Raw genomic sequence first — 24,356 nt, forward strand, 5'->3', positions numbered from 1 at the left:
TGCGCGGCCTTCAACGGGTGGATCTGCTGCGGTGGATTCCTTGATGCCGGAATCCTGGATTCGGTGCCGTCGCCACGCGGCGACGGCGTTCGGGCTCTTAGCTTGCGGCCTAGATCGCGCTTTGCACGGACCAGCGCGAGGCCAGTTTGGCGGCCAGATCGGCCGGCTGTCCGCTGCCGGCGCCGCGCGCGATCGCCGCGCTGGCCGCGGCCGCGTCGTAGCAACCGTCGGGCGACTGGCCGGCGACCATCGCGCCCTGCGCGGACAGTTGCATCGCCGCATCGACCTGGGCCGGGTCGGCGCCGCTGAACAAGAACACCGCGCTGTCGGAGGCCGGCAAGGCGTCGAGCACCTCGGCGCCTTCGACGAACTGGATGCCGCTGTCGCTGACGTCGATGCCGAGTCCGGCCGGCAGGATGTAGATCACCCCATCGATGGTGCGCGTGCCGGGTTCGGCGAGCTTGACCAGCACCGAGGTGGCGCGCTGCATCTGCGCGACCAACTTGTCGTAGCGGCCGCCATCGAGACGCTGTTGCACCAGCACCGGGCGGCCGAAATTCTCCGGCAACGCGCCGAGCAACTGGCGCACCGCATCGGGTCCGCCGATGCCGGCGAGCACGAGCACGGCGCCATTGCGGGTCGAGGTCGGGACGCTGTCGTCGACCAGTTCCAGGCCGGAAATACGCCGTTCGATTTCGTCGAGATCGTGCTTGCCGGCCGAGGCGTTGCCGTGCGCGCCGCTTTGCCCGGTGGCTGCGCTGACCAGGCTGGCTTCGTCGCTGAACGACCAGTCCGGCACCGCCGGCGTCGGCGGCAGCGGCGCTTTCGGCGCCGCCTGCAGGTCATCGTTCAAGGCGAACTCGAGATCGCTGTCGAAGCTGCGCGCTTCGGCGGCGGCGCGTTCGTTGCGGCCGTCGTCGAAATCGAGCGGCGCGACCGTCGAGGCGGATGCGGACGAGTCGTCCTGGATCGAGAAGGCGCTGTCGAAATCGATCAGCTCGCGAACCTGGTCCTGCGGCGGCGCGCGCCACACTTCCAGATCGCCCAGCCCGGTTTCGTCGAGCGCGGGCACGTCGGCATGGGCCGTGGCCGGCTCCACCCACTCGTCGAGCGTCGGCGAATACGGCGCGGCGTTGCCCGGGACCTCGTCCTGGCTGTCGACCGCTTCCAAAGTCAGGTGGCCGATGTCGAAATCGTCGGCGACGACCGCTTCGGTGGCGATGATTTCTTCGGCAACGATCTCTTCGGCGTCGTCCTCGGCCACCGCTTCGGCGGTCAGGAACTCGATGGTTTCTTCGACCGGCAGCGGCGACGGCGCGACCCGCGCCAGTTCGCCGATCTGTTCGGCGGCGACGAACGACAGCGGGTCCAGCGAGGCTTCGGCCGAGGCCGGATCGAACCCGACCGGCTCCTGCGCCAACGGCGATCCCGCCGCGAACGGACGCTCGAACCCGGTCGAGATCAGCATCGGATCGGGTTCCGGCTCGGGCTCGCGGCCCGGCGGCAACACGTCGTCGTGGCGGTGCAACTTGGCGCTGAGGTGGCGCGCCCAACGCGCCTCGTCCCAGCCCTCGCGCGACACCGTCAGTTCGGCTTCCTCGAAGATCACCTCGATCGAGGGATCGACCAGCAGGTTCTCGAAACGGTCCAGCGCGTCCTCGGTGGCCGGGTCGAGCACGACCACGACCACGTCCGGATCGGCCGCGTCGAGCGCAGCCGGTTCCAGCGCGGTCGGATCGCCCACCAACACCAGGTTCGCGCCGGCATCGCCGAGCGCGCTACGCAAACGGTCGCAGGCCACGCCGGCCCGCGCCAACAACGCTACGCGACGTTCTGCTTCAGCCATGATGACGCGCGATTCCAAGCAGTTCGAACACGTTGCGGATCAATTCAAGCTCCTGATAAGGCTTGCCGAGATAACGCTCGACACCGATCTCGAACGCACGCTGGCGATGTTTCTCGCCGGTACGCGAGGTGATCATCACGATCGGCACTTCGCGCATGCGCGCGTCGGCCTTCATCTGCGTGGCCAGCTCGTAACCGTCCATGCGCGGCATTTCGATGTCGAGCAGCATCAGGTCGGGCACGCGCTCGGCCATGCGTTCGAGCGCATCGATGCCGTCCTTCGCGGTGATGACCTCGAAGTTGTGGCGTTCGAGCACGCGGCCGGTGACCTTGCGCATCGTCACCGAGTCGTCGACCACCATCACCAGCGGCACGCGGCGGGTTTCCGCCGGGGCCGGCGGCGGCGCCACCACTTGGGCGAAGTCGAGCAACTGCGCGGTGCGGCGGCGCACCAGCGGCGCGACGTCGAGGATCACCACCACGCGGCCATCGCCCATGATGGTCGCGCCGAAGATGCCTGGCACCGACGCCACCTGCGGGCCGACCGGCTTGACCACGATTTCGCGGTTGCCGATGACCTGGTCGATGGTGATGGCGGCGCGCAGATCGCCGGAGCGGATCAGCAGCAACGGCATCTGCAGCTGGCCTTCGGCTTTGGCCGGCGCGTGGCCGATCAGGGTGCCGAGGTCGTGGACGACGTAGTCTTCGCCGCCGTAACGGTAGCTGGCCTCGCCCGCGTCGAGCAGTTCGCGCGACAGGCGGCCGACGCCGCGCACCGAAGCGATCGGCACGGCGAAGGTGATGTCGCCGATGCGCACGAACACCGCCTGGGTGACCGCGAGCGTCTGCGGCAGGCGCAGGGTGAAGTGGACGCCCTGACCGGGACGCGAGTGGATGTCCAGCGTGCCGCCGAGTTGGCGCACTTCGCTGGCGACCACGTCCATGCCGACGCCGCGACCGGCGAGGCGGCTGACTTCGTCGGCGGTGGAGAAGCCCGGTTCGAGGATCAGCGAGTCCAGGTCGGCTTCGGCGATGACGGCGTCGGCACGCACCAAGCCGCGTTCTTCGCCGCGGCGACGGATCGCCGCACGGTCGAGACCGGCGCCGTCGTCGGCCACTTCCAGCACGACTTCCGAACCTTCGCGGCGCACCGCGATGCGCACCGTGCCTTCGTCCGGCTTACCGGCGGCGCGACGCTGTTCGGGACGTTCCAGGCCGTGCGCGACGGCGTTGCGCAGCATGTGCTCCAGCGGAGCGGTCATGCGCTCGAGCACGTTGCGGTCGAGTTCGCCCTGGGTGCCTTCGAGCTTGAGCGTGACCTGCTTGCCCAGTTCGCTCGAGGCCTGGCGGACCACGCGACGCAGACGCGGCAGCAAGGTGTCGAACGGCACCATGCGCGTGCGCATGAGGCCTTCCTGCAACTCCGAGCTGACTCGCGACTGCTGCAGCAGCAGCGTTTCGTACTGACGGGTCAGGTCGTCTAGGGTGTTCTGCAGGCTGTTCTGGTCGGCCGCCGATTCGGTCAGCGCGCGCGACAGCTGTTGCAGGGTCGAGAAGCGGTCGAGTTCCAGCGGATCGAACGACTGGTCGCCCGAATCGCCCTCGCGCTGGTAGCGCGCGATGATCTGCGCTTCGGTCTCGATTTCCAGACGGCGCAGCTGGTCGCGCATACGCAGGTTGGTCTGCGCCATTTCCGCGATCGCGCCGCGGAACGCACCCAACTGCTGCTCCAGGCGTGCGCGATAGATCGCGACTTCGCCGGCGTAGTTGACCAGGCGGTCGAGCAGATCGGCGCGGATACGCACCTGTTCCTGCGGCGCCCGCACGCCGATCTCGTCTTCGTCGCCCAGCGGCGCGTCGGCGATCGGCGCGGACAGCGGCTTGAGGCCGTCATGCTCGGCCGCGACCGGCTGCGCTTGCGCTTGCGCTTGCGGCTGCGCGGCTTCGACCTCGGCCGGCTGCAGACCGGCGAAGCTCGGCATGGCTTCGCCGCGCCAGCGCGCTTCGAACACCGAGATCAGCGCTTCCGGCATCGCGATCGCGCGACCGGTGCCGACGCGGGTGACCATCGCGTGCAGGCGGTCGAAACCGCGTTCGAGCAGGACCAGACCGTCGCGACCGAGTTCGGTGCGATGGTCGACGACCGCTTCGAGCAGCGACTCCATGACGTGGCCGAGTTCGCCGACGGCCATGATGCCGGCCATGCGCGCACCGCCCTTGAGCGTGTGCAGATCGCGCTGCAACCCGACCAACGGCTCGCGCTCGCTCGGCGTCTCGCGCAACTGCGCGAGCAGACCGTCGGAGTGGTCGAGCAGGTCGCCGCCCTCTTCGACGAAGATGTCGACGAGTTCGGGATCGAGCTCGCTCACATCGAGCGCTTCTTCGGGATCGGGATTGGCGTTGGAGGCATGCGCGAAGATCGCGGCCAGCGCAGCCGGCACGCCGGCGGCGATGCCGGTCTGCACGGCCGTGCTTGCACCCGCGACCAGCGCGGCGGCCGGACGCTCGACCTCGGCGCTCGGCGCCTCGTCGTTGTCGTTGGCCGCGGCTTCGCTGTCGGTGCCGCGGTCGTCGAGACGGACCTGGGCCAGATCGGTCGCCGGCTGTTCGGCATCGGCCTGAGCTTCGGCTTCGGCTTCGGCCTGCTCGCGTGCGAGGCGCTCGGCTTCGGCGTACTCGGCTTCGAGGCGTTCGTATTCGAGACGCTCGGCTTCGGCGCGTTCCGCGGCGATGCGCTCGGCTTCGAGACGTTCGGCTTCGGCCTGTTCGGCGGCGATGCGTTCGGCTTCGAGGCGTTCGGCTTCGGCCTGTTCCGCAGCGATGCGTTCGGCTTGAAGACGCTCGGCTTCGGCTTGTTCCGCAGCGATACGTTCGGCTTCGAGACGCTCGGCTTCGGCCTGTTCGGCGGCGATGCGCTCGGCCTCCAGGCGTTCGGCTTCGGTCTGCTCGGCAGCGATGCGCTCGGCTTCGAGACGTGCGGCTTCGGCTTGCTCGGCTTCCAGACGCGCCTGCTCGGCGCGCTGAGCTTCGGCGGCGTATTCGGCTTCGAGACGCTCGTATTCGAGACGCTCTTCTTCGGCCAGACGTTCGGCTTCGGCTTTCTCCGCGGCGATACGTTCGGCTTCGGCCTGCTCGGCGGCAAGACGTTCGGCTTCGAGGCGCTCGGCTTCGGCCTGTTCGGCAGCAAGACGCTCGGCTTCGAGGCGCTCGGCTTCGGCCTGTTCGGCAGCAAGACGCTCGGCTTCGAGGCGTTCGGCTTCGGCCTGTTCGGCAGCAAGACGCTCGGCTTCGAGGCGCTCGGCTTCGGCCTGTTCGGCGGCCAGACGCTCGGCTTCGAGACGTTCGGCTTCGGCCTGCTCGGCGGCAAGGCGTTCGGCTTCGAGGCGTGCGGCTTCGGCCTGTTCCGCAGCAAGGCGTTCGGCTTCGAGACGGGCCGCTTCGGCCTGTTCGGCAGCAAGGCGTTCGGCTTCGAGACGTGCGGCTTCGGCTTGCTCGGCAGCAAGGCGTTCGGCTTCGAGACGTGCGGCTTCGGCCTGCTCGGCGGCGATGCGTTCGGCTTCGAGGCGCTCGGCTTCGAGACGGGCCACTTCGGCACGCTCGACTTCGAGACGCGCGGCCTCGATGGTGCTGTCGGCGAAACCGACCGGCAGCAGGTCGAGACCGAGGCTCAGCTCGTCGCCGTCGAAATCGGTCCTGGAGACCGGCTTGGCCGAGGCATCGTCGTTGCCGGCGACCTGGGCGAATTCGCGCGAGGGGTCGTAGTCGCCGAACGCGCTGAGATCGTTGACGGTCAGCTCGGACAGATCCTGGCCTTCCGGCAGGACGTCGTCGTGATAGATCTCCTCGGTGATCATCGGCGAACGCGCGTCGGGCAGACTGTCGCGCAGCGCGGCGATGCGTTCGGGCAGGCCGACGAACATCGGCACGTGCGGCGTCGGCGACTTCAGCGCTTCGACCGTGGTGCGGATCGCATCGGCCACCGCGGTCAGCGCAGCCACGCCTTCGGCGCTGGCCGGCGCGGCGCTGGCGAGCAGACGCTTGACGTAGGCTTCGGTCGGCGCGGTGACGTCGGTGATGACCGGCACTTCGGTCATCGCGAAGGCGCCGTTCAAGGTGTGGATCGAACGCTGCAGACCGTCGCTGGCGAGCTGCGGCTGCGAGCGCGAGGCCGCCAGCCAGGCTTCGATGGTGACCAGGTGGCCGGCCACTTCGCCGTCGAGGATTTCGAGCAGGACCGGGTCGACCGACGCCGGCACGTAAGGCCCGTCGATCGCGACCGGAGCCGCGGTTTCGGCTTCGGCTTCGGCCGTGGCTTGCGGCGGCTGGTAGAAGGCTTCTTCGCCGGTCGCGAGCAAATCGGCATGCGCCTCGATGCCGGCGACGTCGACGGTCAGCGGGCCCTGGTTGCGCAGGGCGGCGTAGAAACCCGGCAGCGCGCGATGGGCGTGCTCGACCAGGTCGATCACTTCCGGGCTCGCCGCGCGGCCGTGTTCGCGCACGCGGTTAAGCAGGTTTTCGATGTTCCAGCTGAACTCGCCCAGGGTGCGCGCACCGACCAGGCGGCCGCTGCCCTTGAGGGTGTGGAACACGCGCCGCACCGGCTGCACGCGGGCCAGATCGTCCGGCGCTTCGCGCCAGGCCGGCAGCAGGTTGTCGAGGTTGGCGATTTCTTCCTCGAATTCCTCGAGGAAGATTTCCCGCACTTCGTCGTCGATGTCGTCGACTTGTTCGAAACCGCCGGTCGCCACCGACTGTCCGAGCATCGACGGCGGTGCGTCGGGCACGGCGTTAAGCAAGGAGGCGTCGATCAGGGCGCCGCCCGCGGCGACGGACGCCACGGTTTCGGTCGCAGTGGATTCGGTTGCGGCGTCCGATGCCGCGGCGAGCGTCGGTTCGACGGGCTCGGCGGTATCGGCCGCGACGGCGTCGCCGACCGTTTGCGCGTCGACGGTCTGCTCGCTGCGCTGGAGGTCGAGGCTGTCGGCAACAGCGGATTCCGGCGTCGAGGTGTCGACGGCCGGCGCCTGCGACGCGGTCGTATCGACCGGGGCGGCTTCGACGGCCGGGGTCGCTGCGACCGGAATGGCTTCGGCCGCGGGCTCGACCCGGATCACGTCCGGCAACGGCCAGTAACGCAGGGTTTCCAGGCTCTGGCGGGCGATGTCGAGAATATCGTCGCGGTTCGGGCGCTGCTCGCGCAGCGCTTCGAGGTAGTACTCCAGGCTCGCCAGGGCATCGGCCAGGGTGTCGAGCTGCTGGCCGCTGGGCACGCGGCGGCGGCCGATCAGTTCGACTTCGGTGTAGCGCTTGACGCCGGTCAGGTAGTCGGCCGCCAGCGGCAGCTCGATCATGCGCAGGGCGCCGGCGACTTCGTCGAGCACGCGCGGCACTTCGGTCAGTTCGTCGTGGTCCCACTTGGTCTCGACGAAGGCGACGAAGGACTGGCGCGCGTCGCCGAAATTGGCGATGGCTTCGCGTGCGACCACGTCGAGCACCTTGCGCGCCTCGCCGGCGAGCAGGTTCTCTTCGGCCTTGTCTTCGGGCAGGCCCAGGCGCGAGACCTGGTCGTCCAGCGAGGCGTCGACATAGAGCAAGGCGCCGGCCACGTCGAGCAAGGTGCCTTCGTCGGCGGCGCGGCGGCCTTCGACGATTTCGTGCATGGCTTCGCGCTGCTGCAGCACGACGGTGCGGGCCATGCCCAGCCCCATCATGCCCAGCGTGTCGCTGACCCGGGCCAGGGCGTCGACTTGCGGACGCAGTTCGCCGGGGTCGGTCTGGTTGGTGCGCAGGTGCAGGTCGAGGGCGTCCTTGACCCGCAACAAGTCTTCTTTGATCGCCGCCGCGACGGTGTCGAGCAGGGCGCGGTTGCGGCCGCTGAGGCTGCCGCGGGCGTGTTCGAGTTCGGACTCGCTGGGCAGGTGCGCAGCGAGTTCGAAGGTCTGGCGCAGGTCGTCGAGCGCCGGATGGCGGCCGTCGCTGTGGGCGACGTGGTACAGCAGCTGGCGGGTCGGCTCGGCCGCGGGTTCACCGCGCGGCGCGCTGAAGCCGTCGTCGGACAGCATCTGCCGCGCTTCGCGGTCGACGCCGCCGAAGGCCTGGCGCAACGCACGGGTGGCCGGCAGGGCGCCGTCGCGCAGGGCGTGGGCGACCGACGAGGCCACCCACAGCATGCGCCGCACCGGTTCCAGGACGACGTCGGCGAGCAGGCCGTCGATGGCGGAAGCGAGCTGGGCCGGGTTCGAAGGCGCGCCGTCTTCCGGCCAACCGGCCAGGGCGTCGCGCAGCGAGGCGAGGTGCGGCGCGCTGGCGTTGCGGCCGGCGGCGCTGCCGACCGGCAGCGGCGGCGGCAGGTGCGCCGGCAGCGGACGGTCGAGGTTCGGTGCGAACAGGACGCTTTCGTTGAGCCCGGACTCGCCGCGCGTGGCGCGCAGCTCGTTCAGCAACGGCAGCAGCACGATCGGAATGTCGCGATGCCCGCCTTGCAGTCGTTCCAGGTAGTCGGGCAACAGCACCACGCCGCGCATCAGCGCCGCGCAGGCCTCGTCGCGGTCGGCGACCTGGCCCTGCTGCAGGGCGATGGCCAGACGCTCCATCTCCTCGGCGACCATGGCCGGCGCATACAGTTCGACCATGCGCAGGGTGCCGTGCACCTGGTGCAGATGGTTGGCGCAGACCCGCATGCGCGAGGCGTCGGCGGGATCTTCGGCGAATGCCTCGATCTCCTGGCGCGCCTGGCGCAGGGTTTCGTCCAGCTCGGGCTTGATCCAGCCCAGCGTGGTGGTGTCGATCGCTTCGCGCAACGCGGTCATGACGTGACCCGCCCGTCGGCGGGACCGCGTCGCAGACGCGGACCGTGGCTCTGCCAGCGATGTGTCGGAAGCTTCATCCTCGATACAACCCTTCTTTTAATCCCGTCCCAAAGCCGCCGTTCAAAGCGCCGCGTCGTGTCTCGGCTGCCGCCGGGTCAGGCCGGCAGCTTGAAGTCGGCGACCGAACGGCGCAGGTCGGCCGCCAGTTGCGCCAGGTTTCCAATCGACGCAGCGGTCTGGTTGGCGCCTTGCGAGGTCTGCGAGGTGATCTGCTGAATCGTGTTCATGGTCTGGGTGATGTTCGAGGCGGCGCTGGACTGCTGCTGGGCCGCACTGGAAATGCCCTGAATGAGGTTCGACAAGTCGGACGACACCTTTTCGATCTCGCCTAGCGCGGTACCGGCGTCCTCGGCCAGTCGCGCACCCGCGACCACTTCCGAGGTCGTCTGTTCCATCGAGCTGACAGCTTCGTTGGTGTCGGACTGAATTGTCTGGACCAGCGTCTCGATTCGCTTGGTTGCGTTGGAGGCGCGTTCTGCGAGTCGTTGCACTTCGTCGGCCACGACCGCGAAGCCGCGGCCCGCTTCGCCGGCGGACGCCGCCTGGATGGCCGCGTTCAACGCCAGGATGTTGGTCTGTTCCGAGATGTCGTTGATCAGTTCGACGATCGAGCCGATTTCCTGCGAGCTTTCGCCCAGGCGCTTGATTCGCTTCGAGGTTTCCTGGATCTGGTCGCGGATCGAGTCCATGCCCTGAATCGTCTGCCGCACCACGCCCGCGCCCTTGGTCGCGATCTGCACCGAGCGCTGCGCCACGTCGGCCGACTCGGCCGAGTTCTTCGAGACCTGGTCGATCGAGGCCGCGATTTCGCTGATGCGGTCGGAGGCGGAGTTGATTTCCTGGGCCTGGTGCTCGGCCGCTTCGGCCAGGTGCATCGCGGTGGCCTGGGTTTCCTGGGCGCTGGAGGCGACCTGCACCGAGGTGTCGGTAATGGTCTGCACCAGGCTGCGCAGCTGCTCGACGGCGAAGTTGATCGAGTCGGCGATGGCGCCGGTCATGTCCTCGGTCACCGTCGCCTTGACCGTCAAGTCGCCTTCTGCGAGCGAACCCATTTCGTCCAGCAGGCGCATGATGGCCTCCTGGTTACGGTCGTTGAGTTCCTTGGTGGTCTGGTAGCGGCGCTGCTGGGCGTAGTTCAGCGAGAACAGCAAACCGGCGATCGCGACCAGCGCGGCCAGGCCGGAGATGATCGACAGCCACAGGTTGCCGAATACGCTCTTGTCGCGCAGCGAACCGAACGCGGTGAACGCGCTGAACAGCGTTTCGCTTTCGCTCAACAGCCGCTCCGAGCCGCCGGTGATCGATTCGGCCGCGGCCTGGGCCTGGAACAGGTCCTTGGAGCTGGCCGAGATCGCGTCGAGGTCCTTCTTCATTTCCAGCCACAGCGCTTCGGCCTGGCCGAGCGCGGCGAGCGCGCTGGAGTTGGACAGCGCGGTCACGCCGAACGAGGTGTCGCCCTTGCGCAGGCCGGTCAGGACGTTGCCGAACACGGTGGCGTCGCGGACCAGCGCTTCGCCGGCCATGCCGGCGCCGCTGCCGCCTGCGCGGATTTCGGTGATGCGTCGGGCCATGGTCGCCGACAGCACGACCTGGCGCAGAGCGATATAGACCTGCGAGGACGGCGAGCCGGAGGCCGACATCGCGCGGACCAGTTCGTCGAGGCGGGCCTGCAGCTGCGGGACGCGGCTGGAGAAGCTGTCGGCGTTGCCGGCCAGGGCCAGCACCGCCTTCTCGCTCGCGATCACCTGTTCGGCGCTCTGCCCCAGCGGCTGCCAGCTCTTGCTGACCACGCCGATCGGGCCCGACACGCCGGCGGTGTCGCCGAAGTTGTCGTTGAGCGTCTGCACGTCTTCGTCGATCGCGGCCTTGGTCTTCTTGAACTCGGCGAAGGCGTCCTTCGCGCCGCCGACCGCTTCGCGGCCCTGGATCGCGAGCTTCTGCGAATTCACCTGCAGGTTCGACGCCGCCGAGCCGGCGCCGCCGAGCCTCGCGCCTTTCCAGGTCGCGTAGCCTGTGTTGAGACCGAACACCAGCACCGATACGGCCAGTACGATCAGCCAGGTGTTGGCGCCCAGAAGGCGGCTCTTGCCGGCGTTGTCCATCACAGTGCTCATGGTTCGCAAACCTCGGTGAGCTTACTAGTCGGGCTGATGAAGGGAGCGGCTCAGGCCGCTGCTTGTCGGAATTCGGGAGTACGGGCCAAGCGGTCGAGGCTGAAGATGCCCCAGTACCGGTCGTCCAGGCGGTAGGCCCGGTCGATGAAGTACGCATAGCGGCCCTCGGTGAGGCCCTGCTCGGCGACTTCCTCGAGGCCGATCTGCTGCTGGTCGTGGAAACTGCGCTGGCCGTAGAGCTCGTCGATCAGCACGGCGACGTCGCCGCCGGGCTGGCGCACCAGCAGGATGCGCTGGCCCTCGTGCAGCACCGTGCGCTCGCCTTCCAGGAACTGCTTGAGGTCGACGATCGGCAGCAGGTTGCCGCGCACGTTGGCCAGGCCGAGCATCCACGGCTGCGAGCCGGGGACGTGGGTGACCTGCGGCAGCGACAGGATTTCGACCACCTCGGCGAAGGTCGACGCCAGGCGCCGGTCGCCGATGCGGTAGCCGACGCCGCGCCACAGGCCGGGCGCGTCGAGCTGTTCGGGCAGGCCGGGCACGTGCGCCAGACTGCGGCGCTCGTAATCGGTCAGCACATCGAACGGCGGCTTGAGCGTCATCGTTTCAGTTACCCAGCAATGCGTTGATCCGCGCGATCAGTTCGTCCTCGCGCGGCGGTTTGACGATGTAGTCGCGCGCGCCCTGGCGCATGCCCCAGGCGCGATCGGTTTCCATGCCCTTGGTGCTCACGATCAAGACCGGGATCGCACTGGTCTGCGCGTCGCGGCTGAGCGCGCGCGTGGCCTGGAACCCGTTCATGCCCGGCAACACCACGTCCATCATCACCAGGTCCGGCAGCTCGCGCTTGCAGGCTTCGATGCCGTCCTCGGCGCTGCCCGAAGCGAACACTTCGTGCCCATTGCGTTGCAGCAATTGGGTCAGGACCGCGGTATCCGTCGGCGAGTCCTCGATAAGCAGGATGCGTGCCATGGTGTGCCTTACCCCCCGGTCAGGCGTGTACGTGCTTGCGAATCGCGTCGAGGAGTTCCTCGCGCGTAAAAGGCTTGGTCAGGTATTGCTCGGACCCGACGATGCGGCCCCGCGCCTTGTCGAACAGGCCGTCCTTCGAAGACAGCATGATCACCGGCGTGCCCTTGAACAACTGATTGTTCTTGATGAGCGCGCACGTCTGATAGCCGTCCAGACGCGGCATCATGATATCCACGAAAATGATCTGTGGCTGCTGGTCGGCGATCTTCGCCAGCGCTTCGAATCCGTCGATGGCCGTGACCACCTCGCACCCTTCGCGTTTCAACAGTGTCTCGGCGGTTCGACGGATGGTCTTGGAATCGTCGATCACCATGACCCTTAGACCATCGAGGCTGCCGCTACGAACCTCGTCGAGCATTCTTTGTATCCCCCATTGCAAACGCCGATTTCCCCGGGCGTCGCGAAGCCGTCTTTATTCCAAGCCGCACGCAGGCTGTCAAGCGCGCATTCCGTGCCTGGAAACTGAATACGCAGCGATTCCGTCATCCGGAACAGGCTCGCCGTGCGCTACCGAACGTTGTGCAGGCCGATTACTCGGTCCGCGCATCGCCGCCCCGTCGCATCGCGCAGTAGCCTTGATCGCTGCGTGTCGCAAATGGACGCAGCGCGACCGTTTCCGACCCCGTCATCATGACAGATACCGGCGACCCGCCTGCTACCATCGCCGTCAATCTTTTAGGATTCCGTTCCCATGCCGTTGGACATCGTCGTCGTGATGGACCCCATCGGGTCGATCAAGATCGCCAAGGACTCGACCTTCGCCATGCTACTGGAAGCGCAGCGCCGCGGACATCGGCTCTGGTACGTGCAGCCGGGCGGACTGAGCCTACACGGTGGCCATGCGGTGGCGAAGGTGACGGCGCTGGAAGTGCGCGACGATCCGAGCGGCTGGTACAAACTGGGAGCTTGGTCACAAATTAAATTGACGACCGGTCACGTCGTACTGATGCGTAAGGACCCGCCGGTCGACGCCGAGTACCTGCACGACACCCAGATTCTGAGCATGGCCCAGCGCGCCGGCGCCTTCGTGGTCAACGATCCGCAGGGCCTGCGCGACTACAACGAGAAGCTCGCCGCCCTGCTGTTCCCGCAGTGCTGCGCGGCCACCCTGGTCAGCCGCAACCCCGCAGCGGTCAAGGAATTCCTCGCCTTCCACCAGGAAGCAGTGCTCAAGCCGTTGGACGGGATGGGCGGGCGCTCGATCTTCCGGGTCCGCGCCGGCGAGCCGAACGTCAACGTGATCCTGGAGACCCTGTCCGACGGCGGCCGCCACCTGGTGATGGCGCAGAAGTACCTGCCGGAGATCAGCGACGGCGACAAACGCATCCTGCTGGTCGATGGCGTGCCGGTGGACTACGCCCTCGCCCGCATCCCGCAGGGCGACGAGTTCCGCGGCAACCTCGCCGCCGGCGGCCGCGGCGAAGGCCGCCCGCTCAGCGAGCGCGACCGCTGGATCGCCGCCGAAGTCGGCCCGGAAATGAAGCGCCGCGGCATGCTGTTCGTCGGCCTGGACGTGATCGGCGACTACATGACCGAGCTCAACGTCACCAGCCCGACCTGCATCCGCGAGCTCGACGAACAATTCGGCCTCAACATCGCCGGGCTGCTGTTCGACGCGATCGAGGCCCGCGTCGCCGCCCAGGCCGCATGAGCGCCGTCGCCCCCGCCTCCCCGGCCGGCGGCATCGCCGGGCCGCAGCGCTTCAGCGCGACCATGGTGCTGTCGCTGCTGGTGCACGGCATCGTCGTGCTCGGCGTCGGCTACACCCTGGAGCAGGCCGCGCCGGTGGTGCCGACCCTCGACGTGATCCTGACCCAGACCCAGACCGCGCTGACGCCCAAGCAGGCCGACTTCCTCGCCCAGGCCAACAACCAGGGCGGCGGCGAGCACGACAAGAGCACGCGCCCGCGCGACAACCAATCCGGCCCGGCCCCGCAGGCCGAGGCCGGCGTCGCCCAGATGGCGCTGCGCGCGCAGTCGCCGACCGCCCAGCCCGAGCCGGTCGCGCGCGTGGTCAGCAGCACCCGCGGCGAAACCGTGACCGCGCGCGACCGCAGCACCCAGACCCCGACCGAGCGCCCGTTGCCGACCGGCCCGCGCAAGATCGAACACGACATCGAGATGGCGCGCCTGGCCGCCGAGATTCACATGCGCTCGGAGCGCTACGCCAAGCGCCCGACCCGCAAATTCGTCTCGGCCAGCACCACCGAGTACGCCTGGGCCGGCTATCTGCGCGAATGGGTCGACCGCGTCGAACGCGTCGGCAACCTCAACTACCCCGACGAAGCGCGCCGTCGCCGGCTCGCCGGGCAGGTGGTGATCAGCGTGGCCGTGCGCCGCAACGGCAACGTCGAACGCGCCGACATCATCCGCAGCAGCGGCATCGCCCTGCTCGACGCCTCCGCCCTGCGCATCGCCAAGTTGGCCGAGCCCTACCCGCCGCTGCCGCGCACCGAGGAAAACCCGGACATCCTCCACGTCACCCGCACCTGGAACTTCCTGCCGGGCGGGTCGCTGGTGGACGAGTAACGGCTCAAGCGTCGGGACTGGTTTCAGTCTCGGCTTCGACCTCAAGCAGGATTTCCTCGAAGCGCATCGAGCGGCAGACGATCGAGATCTCCAGGCCGTCGTCGAACTCGAACACGTGCTCGAACTCGCCCTGTGCGCCCAGGCGGAACTCGTGCACAAGCAGATCCTGCTGGCCCGAGCCCCGTCTGGCTTGCTGACAGTACGAATAGCTCAGGACATCGCCGTAATACACATGGAAGACCCGGTCGTGATACGGACCGAGCAGTTCCATGTGCAGGTTCTGGCGCACCGGATGCTCGGCGATTTCGGACATGGTCAGCGTCAGGCGGCGCAGCCACGCGTCATGCAACGAACCCTTTGAACGGAGGTCGTAGCGCCCGACATCCGCAACGAAGGCGTACAGCGCCTCGTCGATCGCTCCTTTCAAACCGGCGATGTAGTCGAAGTAACGATCGAAACAGGTGCCAAGTTCGCTTTCATAGATGTATCGAAACATGGCCGCGTTCAGTCCTTCAGCGCCGCACCCGCATGCGCTTCGACCAGCTTCCACGGAATCACCGGCCACTGCGGGTATTCGCAAGCGCGCGCGACGCGGGCGAAGATCGGGCCGACGTACAGGCCTTCCGGGCGCAGGTGCCAGGAAGGAATGTTCCAGTCCGAAAGCTCGCGGTAGTCGCAGCCTTCATCGCCCTTGGGCGCCGCCATCTCGGCGGGATACAGCTTGCCCAGGGTCGCGACCAGCCACGGCGCCAGGGTGTCGTCGCGGTAGCCGCTCCAGCGCCGGTACTCGGCGCGGTCGTCGTCGCTCGGCCGCGGCGGCCGGCCCTTGCCGAGCCACAGCACGTCTTCGAATTCGAGCTCGCGGCCGCTGCGCACGTCGAGATTCAACGGCGAATCGCCGAAGTCCGGATGCGCGCCGCCGCAGTCGTAGGAGGTGAACAGGCTGACGCTGAGCACGCGTTCGCCCATGTAACGCGGCGTCACCGTCTGTTCGTACTCGCCCGTCTCGAAGGACTTGCACTGGAAGTAGGAGGCGACCGACTTCCACTGCCGCTTGCGCAGGATGTCGTTGATGCGCGCCAGGGTGGCCGCGTCGTAGCCGGATTCCACTTGGAACAGTTCGATGCCGCTGCGCGGCTCGACCCACCATTGCAGGCGATGGCCGGCGAAGGTTTCGCTCTTACCGCTCTTGAGTTCGAGCGCGGCGACGCGCAAGGCTTCGTAGCCGTCGTCGACGCCGCGCCGGTAGCGCGCGCCATCGGCGCCGGTGCGCAAGGCCGCGATGTCGACCTTGTGCAACTGGATCGGCAGTTTCTTGCCCTTGCCGCCCTGCCATTGGCCGAGCAGTTCCTTGCCCTTGGGCCACAGCTCCCAGCGCTCGCTGACTTCGCCATCGCGGCTTTCGACCCGCAGATGCAGATGCGCGTCGTCGTCGCGCCGCCCTTGCAGGCGTTGGTCGAGCAGATGCTTGCGATAGAAATACTGACCGTCGATGTCGGTGTCGCCGTCCAGGCTGACCACGACCGGCAGCGCGCCGATCGTGCCCTGCCAGAGTTCGGCGGCGGCCGCAGGAAACGACAGCAACGCGAAGGCGGCGCCGCACAGCAGGGATCGATGCAGAGTCATTCGTCTTCCTTGAGCGGCAGCGCGAACGCTGCGCGATATGAATCAGGGCGCGGCCTTGCGCTCGCTGCGCAGGGCGACCTGCTCGGCGATGGTCAGGGCGACGTTGTTGCGCAGATAGGCGGGCTCGACGAGTTCGGGCGCGACCGCCTCACCGCGCGCATACGCCTGCGCAGCCAAGCGCGCGAGACCGGCCGCGTGCGGCAAGGCTTCGGCATCGATGCCGGCGAAGCGCGCACCGAGCCGCTGTTGCAGCGCGCCGTGGGCCGCGGCGAAGCCGGTGCCGACGCCGAGCCAGCCGGCGGCATCGCCGGGCACCGCGGCCGAATCGGGCGCGACCACGACTTCCTCGTCGAGCGCGTGCGCATCGCCGCCATGCAATTCGAAGGCGCCGGTGTAGACCTCGCCCATGCGCGCATCGATCGCGGCGTACACGCGCAGTGCGTCGTCGGCGGCCGCCGCGAGCGAATGCGCGCGCAGGGCCAGCACGGCCAGGGTCGACACCGGCACGATCGGCCGGTCCAGGGCCAGGGCGATGCCCTGCGCGATCGCGATCGCCAGGCGCACGCCGGTGAAGGCGCCGGGGCCACGACTGATCGCGATCGCATCGAGTTCGTTACGGCGCACGCCGGCTTCGGCCAACAACTGTTCGGCCCAGGGCAAGGACAGTTCGGCGTGGCGCCGCGGCGCCAACTCGAAGCGCTCGCGCACTTCGCCGTCCAGCCACACGGCGACGGAACAGGCTTCGGTGGCGGTTTCGAACGCTAGCAGTTTCATGGGGCTCGGCGGGGTCGGACGGGCGTTTCGCGCCGCGATTGTCGCATGCGGGCGCTCCTGGAGCCCCCGCCGCACTTTGCCCGGCGCTGCTCACCGGGTCGCGCCGCCGAGGTTCGGCGGCGCCCCCCTCATTCGCCGTCGGCGACCGCCGGATCGTTCGGGTTCGGCTGCCACAGCTCGATCAGGCCGCCTTCGGGGTCGAGCACGTAGCCGAACTTGCCCTGCTCGCTGTCCTCAAAGCGATCGAGCACCCGGCAACCCTCCTCGCGCAGCGCGACCAGCATCGCGTCGAGGTCGTCGACGCGGAAATTCACCATGTAGGGCTTGCTGCTGGGCTGGAAGTACTCGGTGTCGGCCTTGAACGGCGACCACACCGTATAGCCGGTCTCGCCGGTCGGCTGGCCGCCGGCATCGAGCCGGCCCCAGGGGAACAGGGCGCCGCCCCAGTCCTCCACGCCGACGCCCAGGTGCCTGGCGTACCAGGCCGCCAGCGCGGCCGGGTCGTCCGCCTTGAAGAACACGCCACCCAGGCCGTGCACACGCGGTTTGCGCTCCGTCATGCTCCTACCCTCCTCGCGGATCAGCGGTAGTGGTCCTCGTCGACCGACAAGGACGATTCTAGACGCAAGGGCTCGCCGGCGAAGAAGCTGGCCACGTCCTCGACCCGGCGCGTGCGCGGCAGCGGCGGCAGCGAATCGAGGAAGGTCTTGCCATAGCTCTTGGAAATCAGGCGCGGGTCGCACAGCACCAGCACGCCGCGATCGGTCTCGCTGCGAATCAATCGGCCGGCGCCCTGCTTCAACGCGATCACCGCCTGCGGCAGTTGTTCGTCGCGGAACGGGTTACCGCCGCCGCGGCGGATCGCGTCCAGGCGCGCTTCGAACACCGGGTCGTCGGGCGCGGCGAACGGCAGTTTGTCGATCACCACCACGCTGAGCGCCTCGCCGGCCACGTCGACGCCTTCGCGGAAGCTCGCCGCGCCGAGCAGCACGCCGTTGCCGGAAGCGCGGAAGCGCTCCAGCAGCACGTGGCGCGGCGCTTCGCCCTGGACGAACAAGGGCCAGGGGCCGTCGCGCAGCAGTTCGGCGGCTTCGCGCAAGGCGCGGTGCGAGGCGAACAGGACGAAGGCGCGGCCGCCCGAGGCTTCGAGCACTGGCCGCAGTTTGTCGACCATGCTCTCGTTGTAATGCCGCACCACCGGGTCGGGCAGCCCGGTCGGCAGATAACACAGCGCTTGCTCGGCCCAGTCGAACGGGCTCGGCGCGAGCAAAGTCTTGGGTTCGACCAGGCCGAGCTTGGTCGCGTAGTGCTGGAACTGACCGCCGATCGCCAGGGTCGCCGAGGTGAACACCCACGACGCACGCGAACGTTCGCGATGCTCGGCCAGCGGGCCGGCGACGTCGAGCGGGGTGCGGCTGAGGCGGAAACCACGCGCGGTCAGTTCGTACCACAGCACGCTGCTGTCGGGGCCGGCGGGCGTTTGTTCTTCCTCGTCGTCGGCGGCATCGGTATCGACCGCCTCGACCGCGACCTCCGCCAGCGGCCGGCGCGGCGGCTCGAAATCGTCGTCTTCCTCGACCACGGGCTCGGGCGGGCGCGCGACGGTCGGGCCGCGCCAGCGTCGCAGCTTGGTCTCGAAGTCCTTGGCCCGTGCATGGCAGCTCTCGAAGCCCGGCGCGGCGGCGCGCAGCGGCTCCAAGGTGTTGCGCATGTTGCGCAGAGCCGCGGCCAGCGTATCGAACGCCGCTTCCACCTCGGGCAATTCGGCGGCGCGGCGGCGGGTCGCGCGCACCGGCAGCTCGTCCATGGCCGCGCGCACGGTGCGCACCGCCTGTTCGAGTTCGCGCGCCGGCCCCTGCACGCTGGCGAGCGCGCCGGTGACCTGCTTGCATTCGGCCAGGGCGTCGCGCGCCAGCTCGACCAGCGGGCGCGCGCTGATCGCCTCGCCGAAGAACTGCGAGGCGAGATCGGGCAGCTGATGCGCCTCATCGACGACGAAGGCCTGCGCGCCGGGCAGGATTTCGCCGAAGCCTTCCTGCTTCAGCGCCAGATCGGCGAGCAACAGATGATGGTTGACCACCACTAGGTCGGCGGCCTGGGCACGCTGGCGCGCCTGGATCACGAAGCAGTCGCCGAACATCGGGCAGTCGCTGCCGAGGCAGTTCTCCGCGGTCGAGGTGACCATCGGCAACAGCGGCGAGTCTTCCGGCAAGGCGTCCAGCTCGGCCAGATCGCCCATGCGCGTGCGCCCGGCCCAGCTGACGATGCGCTGGAACTGTGCGGCGTATTCGCGGCTGGTGAAACGGGGCTCGCCCTTGGCCTGCTCGGTGCGGTATTTGCACAGATAGTTGGCGCGGCCTTTCAGCAATGCCGTCTTCAGGCCGACGCCGAGGGCGTCGCGCACCCGCGGCAGGTCGCGGTGATAGAGCTGGTCCTGCAGCGCGCGCGTGCCGGTCGAGACGATGGTCTTGAGCCCGGACAGCAACGCCGGGACCAGATAGGCAAAGGTTTTGCCGGTGCCGGTGCCGGCCTCGGCGAGCAGGGCGGTACGCGACTCGAAGGCATCGGCGATCGCCGCCGACAGATCTTGTTGCGCCGAGCGCGGCGCGAACGCGGCGATGTTGCGCGCGAGGTCGCCGCCCTCGCTCAGCGCGGCACGACTGGCGACGCCAAGGCGGCTGGGTTCCATATCCGATTCAATACCGCGCTGGCGCTGCGACCGTGCAGACGTCGATTTTAGCCTGTGCCTGCTTCTTCGCCTCGGTGAGCTGGCTGCGCTGCGGCACCAGGGCGTCGTAGTGTTCCTGCTTCTGCGCCAGCTTCATCGCCGCGCCGACACCGTCGAGCTTGGCCTGCCGCACCTGGGCGATGGTCGCCCAGTGACGGCGGCACAGCGGGCCGACCTGGGAGCCGGAATCGAAGGCCTTCTGTGCATAACGCTCGGCATCGTCGAGACGGTGCTGCAACAACGCCGCTTCGGCGCGTTCCTGCAGCAGGGCCGGGTCGGCGGCGTTGATCTGCAGCGCCTGATCGAGCGCAGCGGCAGCTTCGACGTACTTGCGCGCGCGTTCCAATTGCGTGGCTTGTTGACGCAGGTCCTCGACCTGCGGATCGCGGATCGGCTGCACGTCGAGTTCGCGCGCGGCGCCGCCGGCGGCGGCGCGCACCGCTGCAACCGCGGCTTCGCCGTTGAAATTCGCTTCGGCCAACACGGTGGGCTGCGGCGGCGCGACCGCGCAGGCACTCGCCAGGCAGGTCAGGACGACCAGGACGACGCCTTTGCGCCGGGCACCTCGGGGGAAGGCGCCGGTGAAATCACTGCACTTCATGACTTACTGCTCCGGGGGCGGGGAATCGGGAGACGGCGCCGGTTCGCGCGCAGGTTCTTCCTTGTCCTTGCCGATGCCGAACCACTCGCGCCAACCGCCGCCGGAGGCTTCGCCTTCAGCCTGCGGCGCCGGGCACGGCGCGTATTCCGGCGCGAAGCCGGCCACGAACGGGAAGCGGCGCGCGCCGACGCAACTCGCGTCGGTGGTGTGGGTGCCGATCACCGCCTGCCAATCCAGGCCCTTGTCGGTGACCTTGAGCGGCGCGGTCGGCAGGCGCGAGAAGATCGCCGACCACACCCGCATCGCACCGGTCGCCCCGTACAGGCCGGTGGTCTGGTTCTGGTCGTTGCCGACCCAGATCACCGCCAGGTGATCGCCGGTCCAGCCGGCGAACCAGCTGTCGCGGCCGTCGTTGCTGGTGCCTGTCTTGCCCGCGGGCGAGAGGCGGCCGAGGCCGTCGCCGATCAACTGCCGGCCGGTGCCGTTGCTGACCGCCTGTTGCAGGGCGATGGTGATCAGGCGCGCGGCGATCGCGTCGCCTTCCTGCGCCGGGGCCGGTTCCTTGTCGTAACGCTTGACCGTCTTGCCGTCGCTGCCGAGCACGCCGCGTACCGCATGCAGGGGCTGGATTTCGCCGCCCGAGGCGAGGAACTGGTACAGCTGCGCCATCGCGTACGGGCTCTGGTCGACCGCACCGAGGATCAACGAGGGGTTGTTCGGCGCTTCGATGCCGGCCAGGGTCTTGATCAGGTCGGCGACGCGTTCCGGCGCGACCTTCATGCCGATGCGCACCGTGGCCTGGTTATAGGACATGGCCAGCGCATCGATCATGCGCACCAGGCCATGGCTGCGGCCGTCGGAATTACCGGGGTTCCAGTTGCGGCCGCGGCCGAGCTTGACCGTGACCGGCGAGTCGTCGACCCATGAGGCCAGGTTGAACTCGTTCGGCTGCGCCAACGCCAGCAGGTACACGAACGGTTTCAACAGCGAGCCGACCGGGCGCTGCGCTTCGACCGCGCGATTGAAACCGTGCTCGGAGAACTCGCGGCTGCCGACCACGGCCACGACTTCGCCGTTGTGCACATCGGTGACGACCAAGCCGGCCTGCAACGGCGGGCGGCGCTTGCTGTCCAGGCTCTTGAGGGTGCGCGCGACCGCGCCTTCGGCCTGCGCCTGCGCCGACGGCGACATGCCGCTCATCACGCTCAGGCCGGCGCCGGCGAGCGCATCGGCCGGGTAGTCGCGCGCGAGTTGGCGGCGGACCAGGTCGACATACGCCGGGAAACGATTGGCGGCGACGCTGCCGGGGTTGGAGGTGATGCCGAGCGGCGTCTTCAGTGCGCGCTGGAATTCCTTGTCGTCGATCAGCTGGGTCTCGTGCATCTCGCCGAGGACGAAATTGCGGCGCTCCAGCGCGCGCTCGGGATTGCGCCGCGGGTCGTAGTAGGACGGGCCGCGCACGATGCCGATCAGCAACGCGATCTGTTCGGTGTTGAGGTCGCGCAGGTCGCGGCCGAACCAGAACTCGGAGGCCGCGGCGACGCCGTGGATGGCCTGCGAGCCGCGCTGGCCGAGATAGACCTGGTTGAAATACGCCTCGAGGATGGTGCGCTTGTCGTAACGCGCCTCCATCAACAGGGCGTAGATGATTTCCTTGCCCTTGCGGGTCAGGGTCTGTTCCTGGCCGATGCCGAGCAGGCCGCTGCGCGCGAGCTGCTGGGTCAGGGTGCTGGCGCCCTGTTTGGCGCGGCCGGCGGCGACGTTCTTGAACGCCGCACGCGCCATGCCGCTGAGGTCGATGCCCATGTGATGGGCGAAGTCGCGGTCCTCGACGGCCTGCAGGCCGGTGACCAGCAACTCGGGCACTTCCTCGATCCGCACCAGGCGGCGTTCTTCCTGCTTTTGCCCGTACAGCGTGGCGATGCGCGCCGGGTCCAGGCGCGCGGTCTTCAGCGACTTGCGCGAGGTCAGGTCGCGCAGGCTGGCGACTCGGCCGCCGGACACCACGACTTCGATGCGCCGCGCCGGCACGGCGCCGTCGACATCGTTGAAACCGCGGCTGGCGACAGTGAAGCGGCCGCCCTGGCGGGCATAGGTACCGGGGCGCTCGCCGCTGTCCTCGCGGTAGGAGGCGGCGTCGAGTTCGGTCTTCAGCGTGCCCGGGTCCAGGGCCAGGCCCGGCGCCAGTTCGAGCGGACGCGCATAGACCCGGGTCGGAATCTGCCAACGCAACTGACCGAAGCGCTGGCCGACCTCGTGATTGAGATAGAGCGTGTACGGAATCAGGAAACCGAGCCCCAGGCCAATCGCGGCCAGGGCCCAGGTCACCAGTCGGCGGCGCCAGGTCGGCGCATGGCCGTCGCCGTCATTACCGTCGTTGTCGAGCTCGTCTTCGTCGTAATCGATTCGGGCCACGGATATGCAACACAGGGAGTCGCGGCAAGTCTAGCGCAGGCATCCGGAGCCCGTGCCGGGGGGGCCGCGGCGGCGGCATCGGCGTTCATACCCGGTGAATGCAGGCTGAGGCTGGGGGCTGGAGGGCCTGTCGGGAGTGGGCGCGATGCGGTTTGGATGGGGTGGCTTGGGCGGCGGTCGGGCTGGCAATGGCCAAGGCGCGGCCGTCGACATGGCTTGGGCGATGCGGGCGGCTGCCGGGCACGCTGGGGCCTGCTCGGCGAGGTTAGGGGGCGTTTTGGCGGGGCGATATCGCGCTTGGATGGAGGCGTCAGCTTTGTGTTCGGCGACCGAGGTTCGACGAGGTCCGCGGCCGGGGTACGGCTCGGACTGCCCGGTCGCGGGCTGCGGGTGGTTTTAGCGGGAGCGATGTCGCGCTTGGATCGGGGTGTCGGCTTTGGTTTTCAGCCGAGGTCACGCGGCATCATCCCATCGCGGCCTCGCAGGCCGTCGCGCAGGCCGCGCAGCATCGCGCGCAGATAGGCCGGGCGCGGCTTCAACAACAAGGCGGTGCCGACGAATTTCAGCACCAGACGCGGCAGATCCTGCGCCATCCAGCGGCGCGGCACTTCGGCGCGGCGGTACAGCAGCACGCGGTTGCGCATCATGTAGTACAGCCGGGTCGGGCTGTGCACCACGGTGCGGTAGGGAATCAGGCTGGAGACCTGGACCAGGTCGCCGATGCGGTGCTGCATGCGCGCATCGCAGATGCCGTACAGGCGATAGCCGCGATGACGCGCGCGCGAGCTCCATTCGATGTCGACGTTGTCGATGAACAAGCCCTCGTCCATGCCGCCGACCGTGTCGAGCACGTCCAGCGGCAACAGGGTGCCCGAGGTGATCAGAAAGTCGCAGTCGACCACCTGTCCGGGCCCACCGTAGAGCTTGCGGTTCATCGGGAAGGCGATCTGCACGAACGGTGCGACCTCGCCGGTACGTTCGTCGCGGAACTGCGGCCCGACCGCGGCCACCGGCCCCTGCCCGCGCAGCTGCTGCAGGTGACGCATCAGCACGGCGACCATGTCCGGATCGACGATGCTGTCCTGGTCCATCAACAGCACCTGCCCGAACCCGGCCGCACGCGCGGCGCGCGCGGCGTGGTTGATCGCGCTGCCCAGGCCGACGTTGCGCTCGGAGCGGAACACCTCGATGCCCTGCGCGCGCAGCCGCTCGAAATACGCCTCCAACGCCTCGCCGGTACTGGCGTTGTCGAAGATCTGCACGCGCCCGACCTGACCCTTGACCGCGGCGATGACGCGCTCGAGCAAGTCGATCTGCGGGTGATAGGTGACGATGGCGGCGCTGACGTCGATGCGATGGTTCGCCGCGGGCTGGCTGGCGCTGTTCATGTCAGCGCGATCCGGGTCGGCTGCGAAGCGATGCTTGCCGGCCGGCCAACGACACGATGCGCAGGTCGCTCGCGGACACAGTCATTCCCCGCACCTTGTCTGCCCGAACGAACGGGCGGTATGGACGAGCAGCGAGCGGCAAGGAAAGTCGGATCGGGGCAAGGAAGGCATCGCGGACTGGCGGGCATCGGCGGCATTATCGCTCAGCGGCGGCCGGGGTGCCGTGCGTCCATCCGTCGGATCGGACCGCGGACGAAACGCGGCCCGTACGAGAGGGCGCCCGCCTCAGTTCGAAGCCGCCTCGGCGCTGCGCACGCGGGCGCTGAGTTCTTCGATGCCGGCGGCGCGGGCGTCGAGCGAACGGGCGGCGTCGAGCGCGCTGCGGGCGGCACGCAATTCGCCGGCGCCGAGGCGTTCGTCGCCGACCGCGATCCA

Annotated in this window: 16 protein-coding genes; 2 read left to right on the top strand and 14 right to left on the bottom strand. The window is 68.6% G+C overall.

Annotation, left to right across the window (positions count from 1 at the left end; all coding sequences use genetic code 11):
- Positions 1–109: 109 nt before the first annotated feature.
- From GLA29479_RS20755 to pilG, 6 genes are all read right to left on the bottom strand, one after another.
- The gene (locus GLA29479_RS20755) at positions 110–1,846 is read right to left on the bottom strand and encodes a chemotaxis protein CheB (RefSeq protein ID WP_144436662.1); all 1,737 of its coding nucleotides are present in this window, start codon (positions 1,844–1,846) and stop codon (positions 110–112) included.
- Positions 1,839–8,654: an Hpt domain-containing protein gene (locus tag GLA29479_RS20760; RefSeq protein WP_057972724.1), complete on the bottom strand. Its 6,816-nt coding sequence runs from the start codon at positions 8,652–8,654 to the stop codon at positions 1,839–1,841. Before GLA29479_RS20760 ends, GLA29479_RS20755 begins: the two co-directional genes overlap by 8 nt.
- A gap of 155 nt (positions 8,655–8,809) precedes the next feature.
- Positions 8,810–10,828 (bottom strand): methyl-accepting chemotaxis protein, encoded by a 2,019-nt coding sequence (locus GLA29479_RS20765; RefSeq protein ID WP_057918989.1) that lies wholly within the window; start codon positions 10,826–10,828, stop codon positions 8,810–8,812.
- A 50-nt stretch (positions 10,829–10,878) separates the two neighbouring features.
- Complete coding sequence (locus GLA29479_RS20770) at positions 10,879–11,430, bottom strand: chemotaxis protein CheW (protein ID WP_057918990.1); 552 nt, start codon at positions 11,428–11,430, stop codon at positions 10,879–10,881.
- Between the two features lie 4 nt (positions 11,431–11,434).
- The gene (locus GLA29479_RS20775; protein ID WP_031372855.1) at positions 11,435–11,800 is read right to left on the bottom strand and encodes a response regulator transcription factor; all 366 of its coding nucleotides are present in this window, start codon (positions 11,798–11,800) and stop codon (positions 11,435–11,437) included.
- A 19-nt stretch (positions 11,801–11,819) separates the two neighbouring features.
- Positions 11,820–12,218, bottom strand: a complete 399-nt coding sequence (gene pilG, locus GLA29479_RS20780; RefSeq protein WP_031372856.1) for a twitching motility response regulator PilG — start codon at positions 12,216–12,218, stop codon at positions 11,820–11,822.
- A 333-nt stretch (positions 12,219–12,551) separates the two neighbouring features.
- Here pilG and gshB point away from each other — a divergent pair, with 333 nt between their 5' ends.
- Both gshB and GLA29479_RS20790 read left to right on the top strand, forming a co-directional pair.
- Positions 12,552–13,511 (top strand): glutathione synthase, encoded by a 960-nt coding sequence (gene gshB / locus GLA29479_RS20785; protein WP_057918991.1) that lies wholly within the window; start codon positions 12,552–12,554, stop codon positions 13,509–13,511.
- Positions 13,508–14,389 carry an energy transducer TonB gene (locus GLA29479_RS20790; protein WP_057918992.1) on the top strand — a complete coding sequence of 294 codons (882 nt, stop codon included), beginning with the start codon at positions 13,508–13,510 and terminating at the stop codon, positions 14,387–14,389. The genes gshB and GLA29479_RS20790 overlap by 4 nt, the downstream gene beginning before the upstream one ends.
- A gap of 4 nt (positions 14,390–14,393) precedes the next feature.
- Here the strand turns inward: GLA29479_RS20790 and GLA29479_RS20795 are convergent, their stop codons facing one another.
- The 8 genes from GLA29479_RS20795 to GLA29479_RS20830 all read right to left on the bottom strand — a co-directional run bounded on the left by GLA29479_RS20795 (position 14,394) and on the right by GLA29479_RS20830 (position 23,921).
- A complete protein-coding gene (locus GLA29479_RS20795) occupies positions 14,394–14,954 on the bottom strand; it encodes a hypothetical protein (protein ID WP_144436663.1) in 561 nt (186 codons plus the stop codon).
- A complete protein-coding gene (locus tag GLA29479_RS20800; RefSeq protein WP_057918994.1) occupies positions 14,894–16,015 on the bottom strand; it encodes a hypothetical protein in 1,122 nt (373 codons plus the stop codon). The genes GLA29479_RS20795 and GLA29479_RS20800 overlap by 61 nt, the downstream gene beginning before the upstream one ends.
- 42 nt (positions 16,016–16,057) lie before the next feature.
- Positions 16,058–16,789 (bottom strand): tRNA (adenosine(37)-N6)-threonylcarbamoyltransferase complex dimerization subunit type 1 TsaB, encoded by a 732-nt coding sequence (gene tsaB / locus GLA29479_RS20805; RefSeq protein WP_057918995.1) that lies wholly within the window; start codon positions 16,787–16,789, stop codon positions 16,058–16,060.
- Between the two features lie 128 nt (positions 16,790–16,917).
- Positions 16,918–17,349 (bottom strand): VOC family protein, encoded by a 432-nt coding sequence (locus GLA29479_RS20810; protein WP_057918996.1) that lies wholly within the window; start codon positions 17,347–17,349, stop codon positions 16,918–16,920.
- Positions 17,350–17,369: 20 nt separating this feature from the next.
- On the bottom strand, positions 17,370–19,478 hold the full coding sequence (yoaA, locus tag GLA29479_RS20815; protein ID WP_057918997.1) for a DNA repair helicase YoaA: 2,109 nt from the start codon (positions 19,476–19,478) through the stop codon (positions 17,370–17,372).
- Positions 19,479–19,485: 7 nt separating this feature from the next.
- Positions 19,486–20,118 carry a hypothetical protein gene (locus GLA29479_RS20820; protein WP_144436664.1) on the bottom strand — a complete coding sequence of 211 codons (633 nt, stop codon included), beginning with the start codon at positions 20,116–20,118 and terminating at the stop codon, positions 19,486–19,488.
- Positions 20,119–20,121: 3 nt separating this feature from the next.
- Positions 20,122–22,533 carry a penicillin-binding protein 1B gene (gene mrcB / locus GLA29479_RS20825; RefSeq protein ID WP_237051683.1) on the bottom strand — a complete coding sequence of 804 codons (2,412 nt, stop codon included), beginning with the start codon at positions 22,531–22,533 and terminating at the stop codon, positions 20,122–20,124.
- Between the two features lie 443 nt (positions 22,534–22,976).
- The gene (locus GLA29479_RS20830) at positions 22,977–23,921 is read right to left on the bottom strand and encodes a glycosyltransferase family 2 protein (RefSeq protein WP_057972725.1); all 945 of its coding nucleotides are present in this window, start codon (positions 23,919–23,921) and stop codon (positions 22,977–22,979) included.
- Positions 23,922–24,356: the final 435 nt, after the last annotated feature.

The sequence above is a fragment of the Lysobacter antibioticus genome, assembly GCF_001442535.1.
Lineage (GTDB): Bacteria > Pseudomonadota > Gammaproteobacteria > Xanthomonadales > Xanthomonadaceae > Lysobacter > Lysobacter antibioticus.

Coding starts and splice junctions, on each gene's coding strand:
- GLA29479_RS20755 (WP_144436662.1), bottom strand. CDS start 1,846: ATGGCTGAAGCAGAACGTCGCGTAGCGTTGTTGGCGCGGGCCGGCGTG.
- GLA29479_RS20760 (WP_057972724.1), bottom strand. CDS start 8,654: ATGACCGCGTTGCGCGAAGCGATCGACACCACCACGCTGGGCTGGATC.
- GLA29479_RS20765 (WP_057918989.1), bottom strand. CDS start 10,828: ATGAGCACTGTGATGGACAACGCCGGCAAGAGCCGCCTTCTGGGCGCC.
- GLA29479_RS20770 (WP_057918990.1), bottom strand. CDS start 11,430: ATGACGCTCAAGCCGCCGTTCGATGTGCTGACCGATTACGAGCGCCGC.
- GLA29479_RS20775 (WP_031372855.1), bottom strand. CDS start 11,800: ATGGCACGCATCCTGCTTATCGAGGACTCGCCGACGGATACCGCGGTC.
- pilG (WP_031372856.1), bottom strand. CDS start 12,218: ATGCTCGACGAGGTTCGTAGCGGCAGCCTCGATGGTCTAAGGGTCATG.
- gshB (WP_057918991.1), top strand. CDS start 12,552: ATGCCGTTGGACATCGTCGTCGTGATGGACCCCATCGGGTCGATCAAG.
- GLA29479_RS20790 (WP_057918992.1), top strand. CDS start 13,508: ATGAGCGCCGTCGCCCCCGCCTCCCCGGCCGGCGGCATCGCCGGGCCG.
- GLA29479_RS20800 (WP_057918994.1), bottom strand. CDS start 16,015: ATGACTCTGCATCGATCCCTGCTGTGCGGCGCCGCCTTCGCGTTGCTG.
- tsaB (WP_057918995.1), bottom strand. CDS start 16,789: ATGAAACTGCTAGCGTTCGAAACCGCCACCGAAGCCTGTTCCGTCGCC.
- GLA29479_RS20810 (WP_057918996.1), bottom strand. CDS start 17,349: ATGACGGAGCGCAAACCGCGTGTGCACGGCCTGGGTGGCGTGTTCTTC.
- yoaA (WP_057918997.1), bottom strand. CDS start 19,478: ATGGAACCCAGCCGCCTTGGCGTCGCCAGTCGTGCCGCGCTGAGCGAG.
- GLA29479_RS20820 (WP_144436664.1), bottom strand. CDS start 20,118: ATGAAGTGCAGTGATTTCACCGGCGCCTTCCCCCGAGGTGCCCGGCGC.
- GLA29479_RS20830 (WP_057972725.1), bottom strand. CDS start 23,921: ATGAACAGCGCCAGCCAGCCCGCGGCGAACCATCGCATCGACGTCAGC.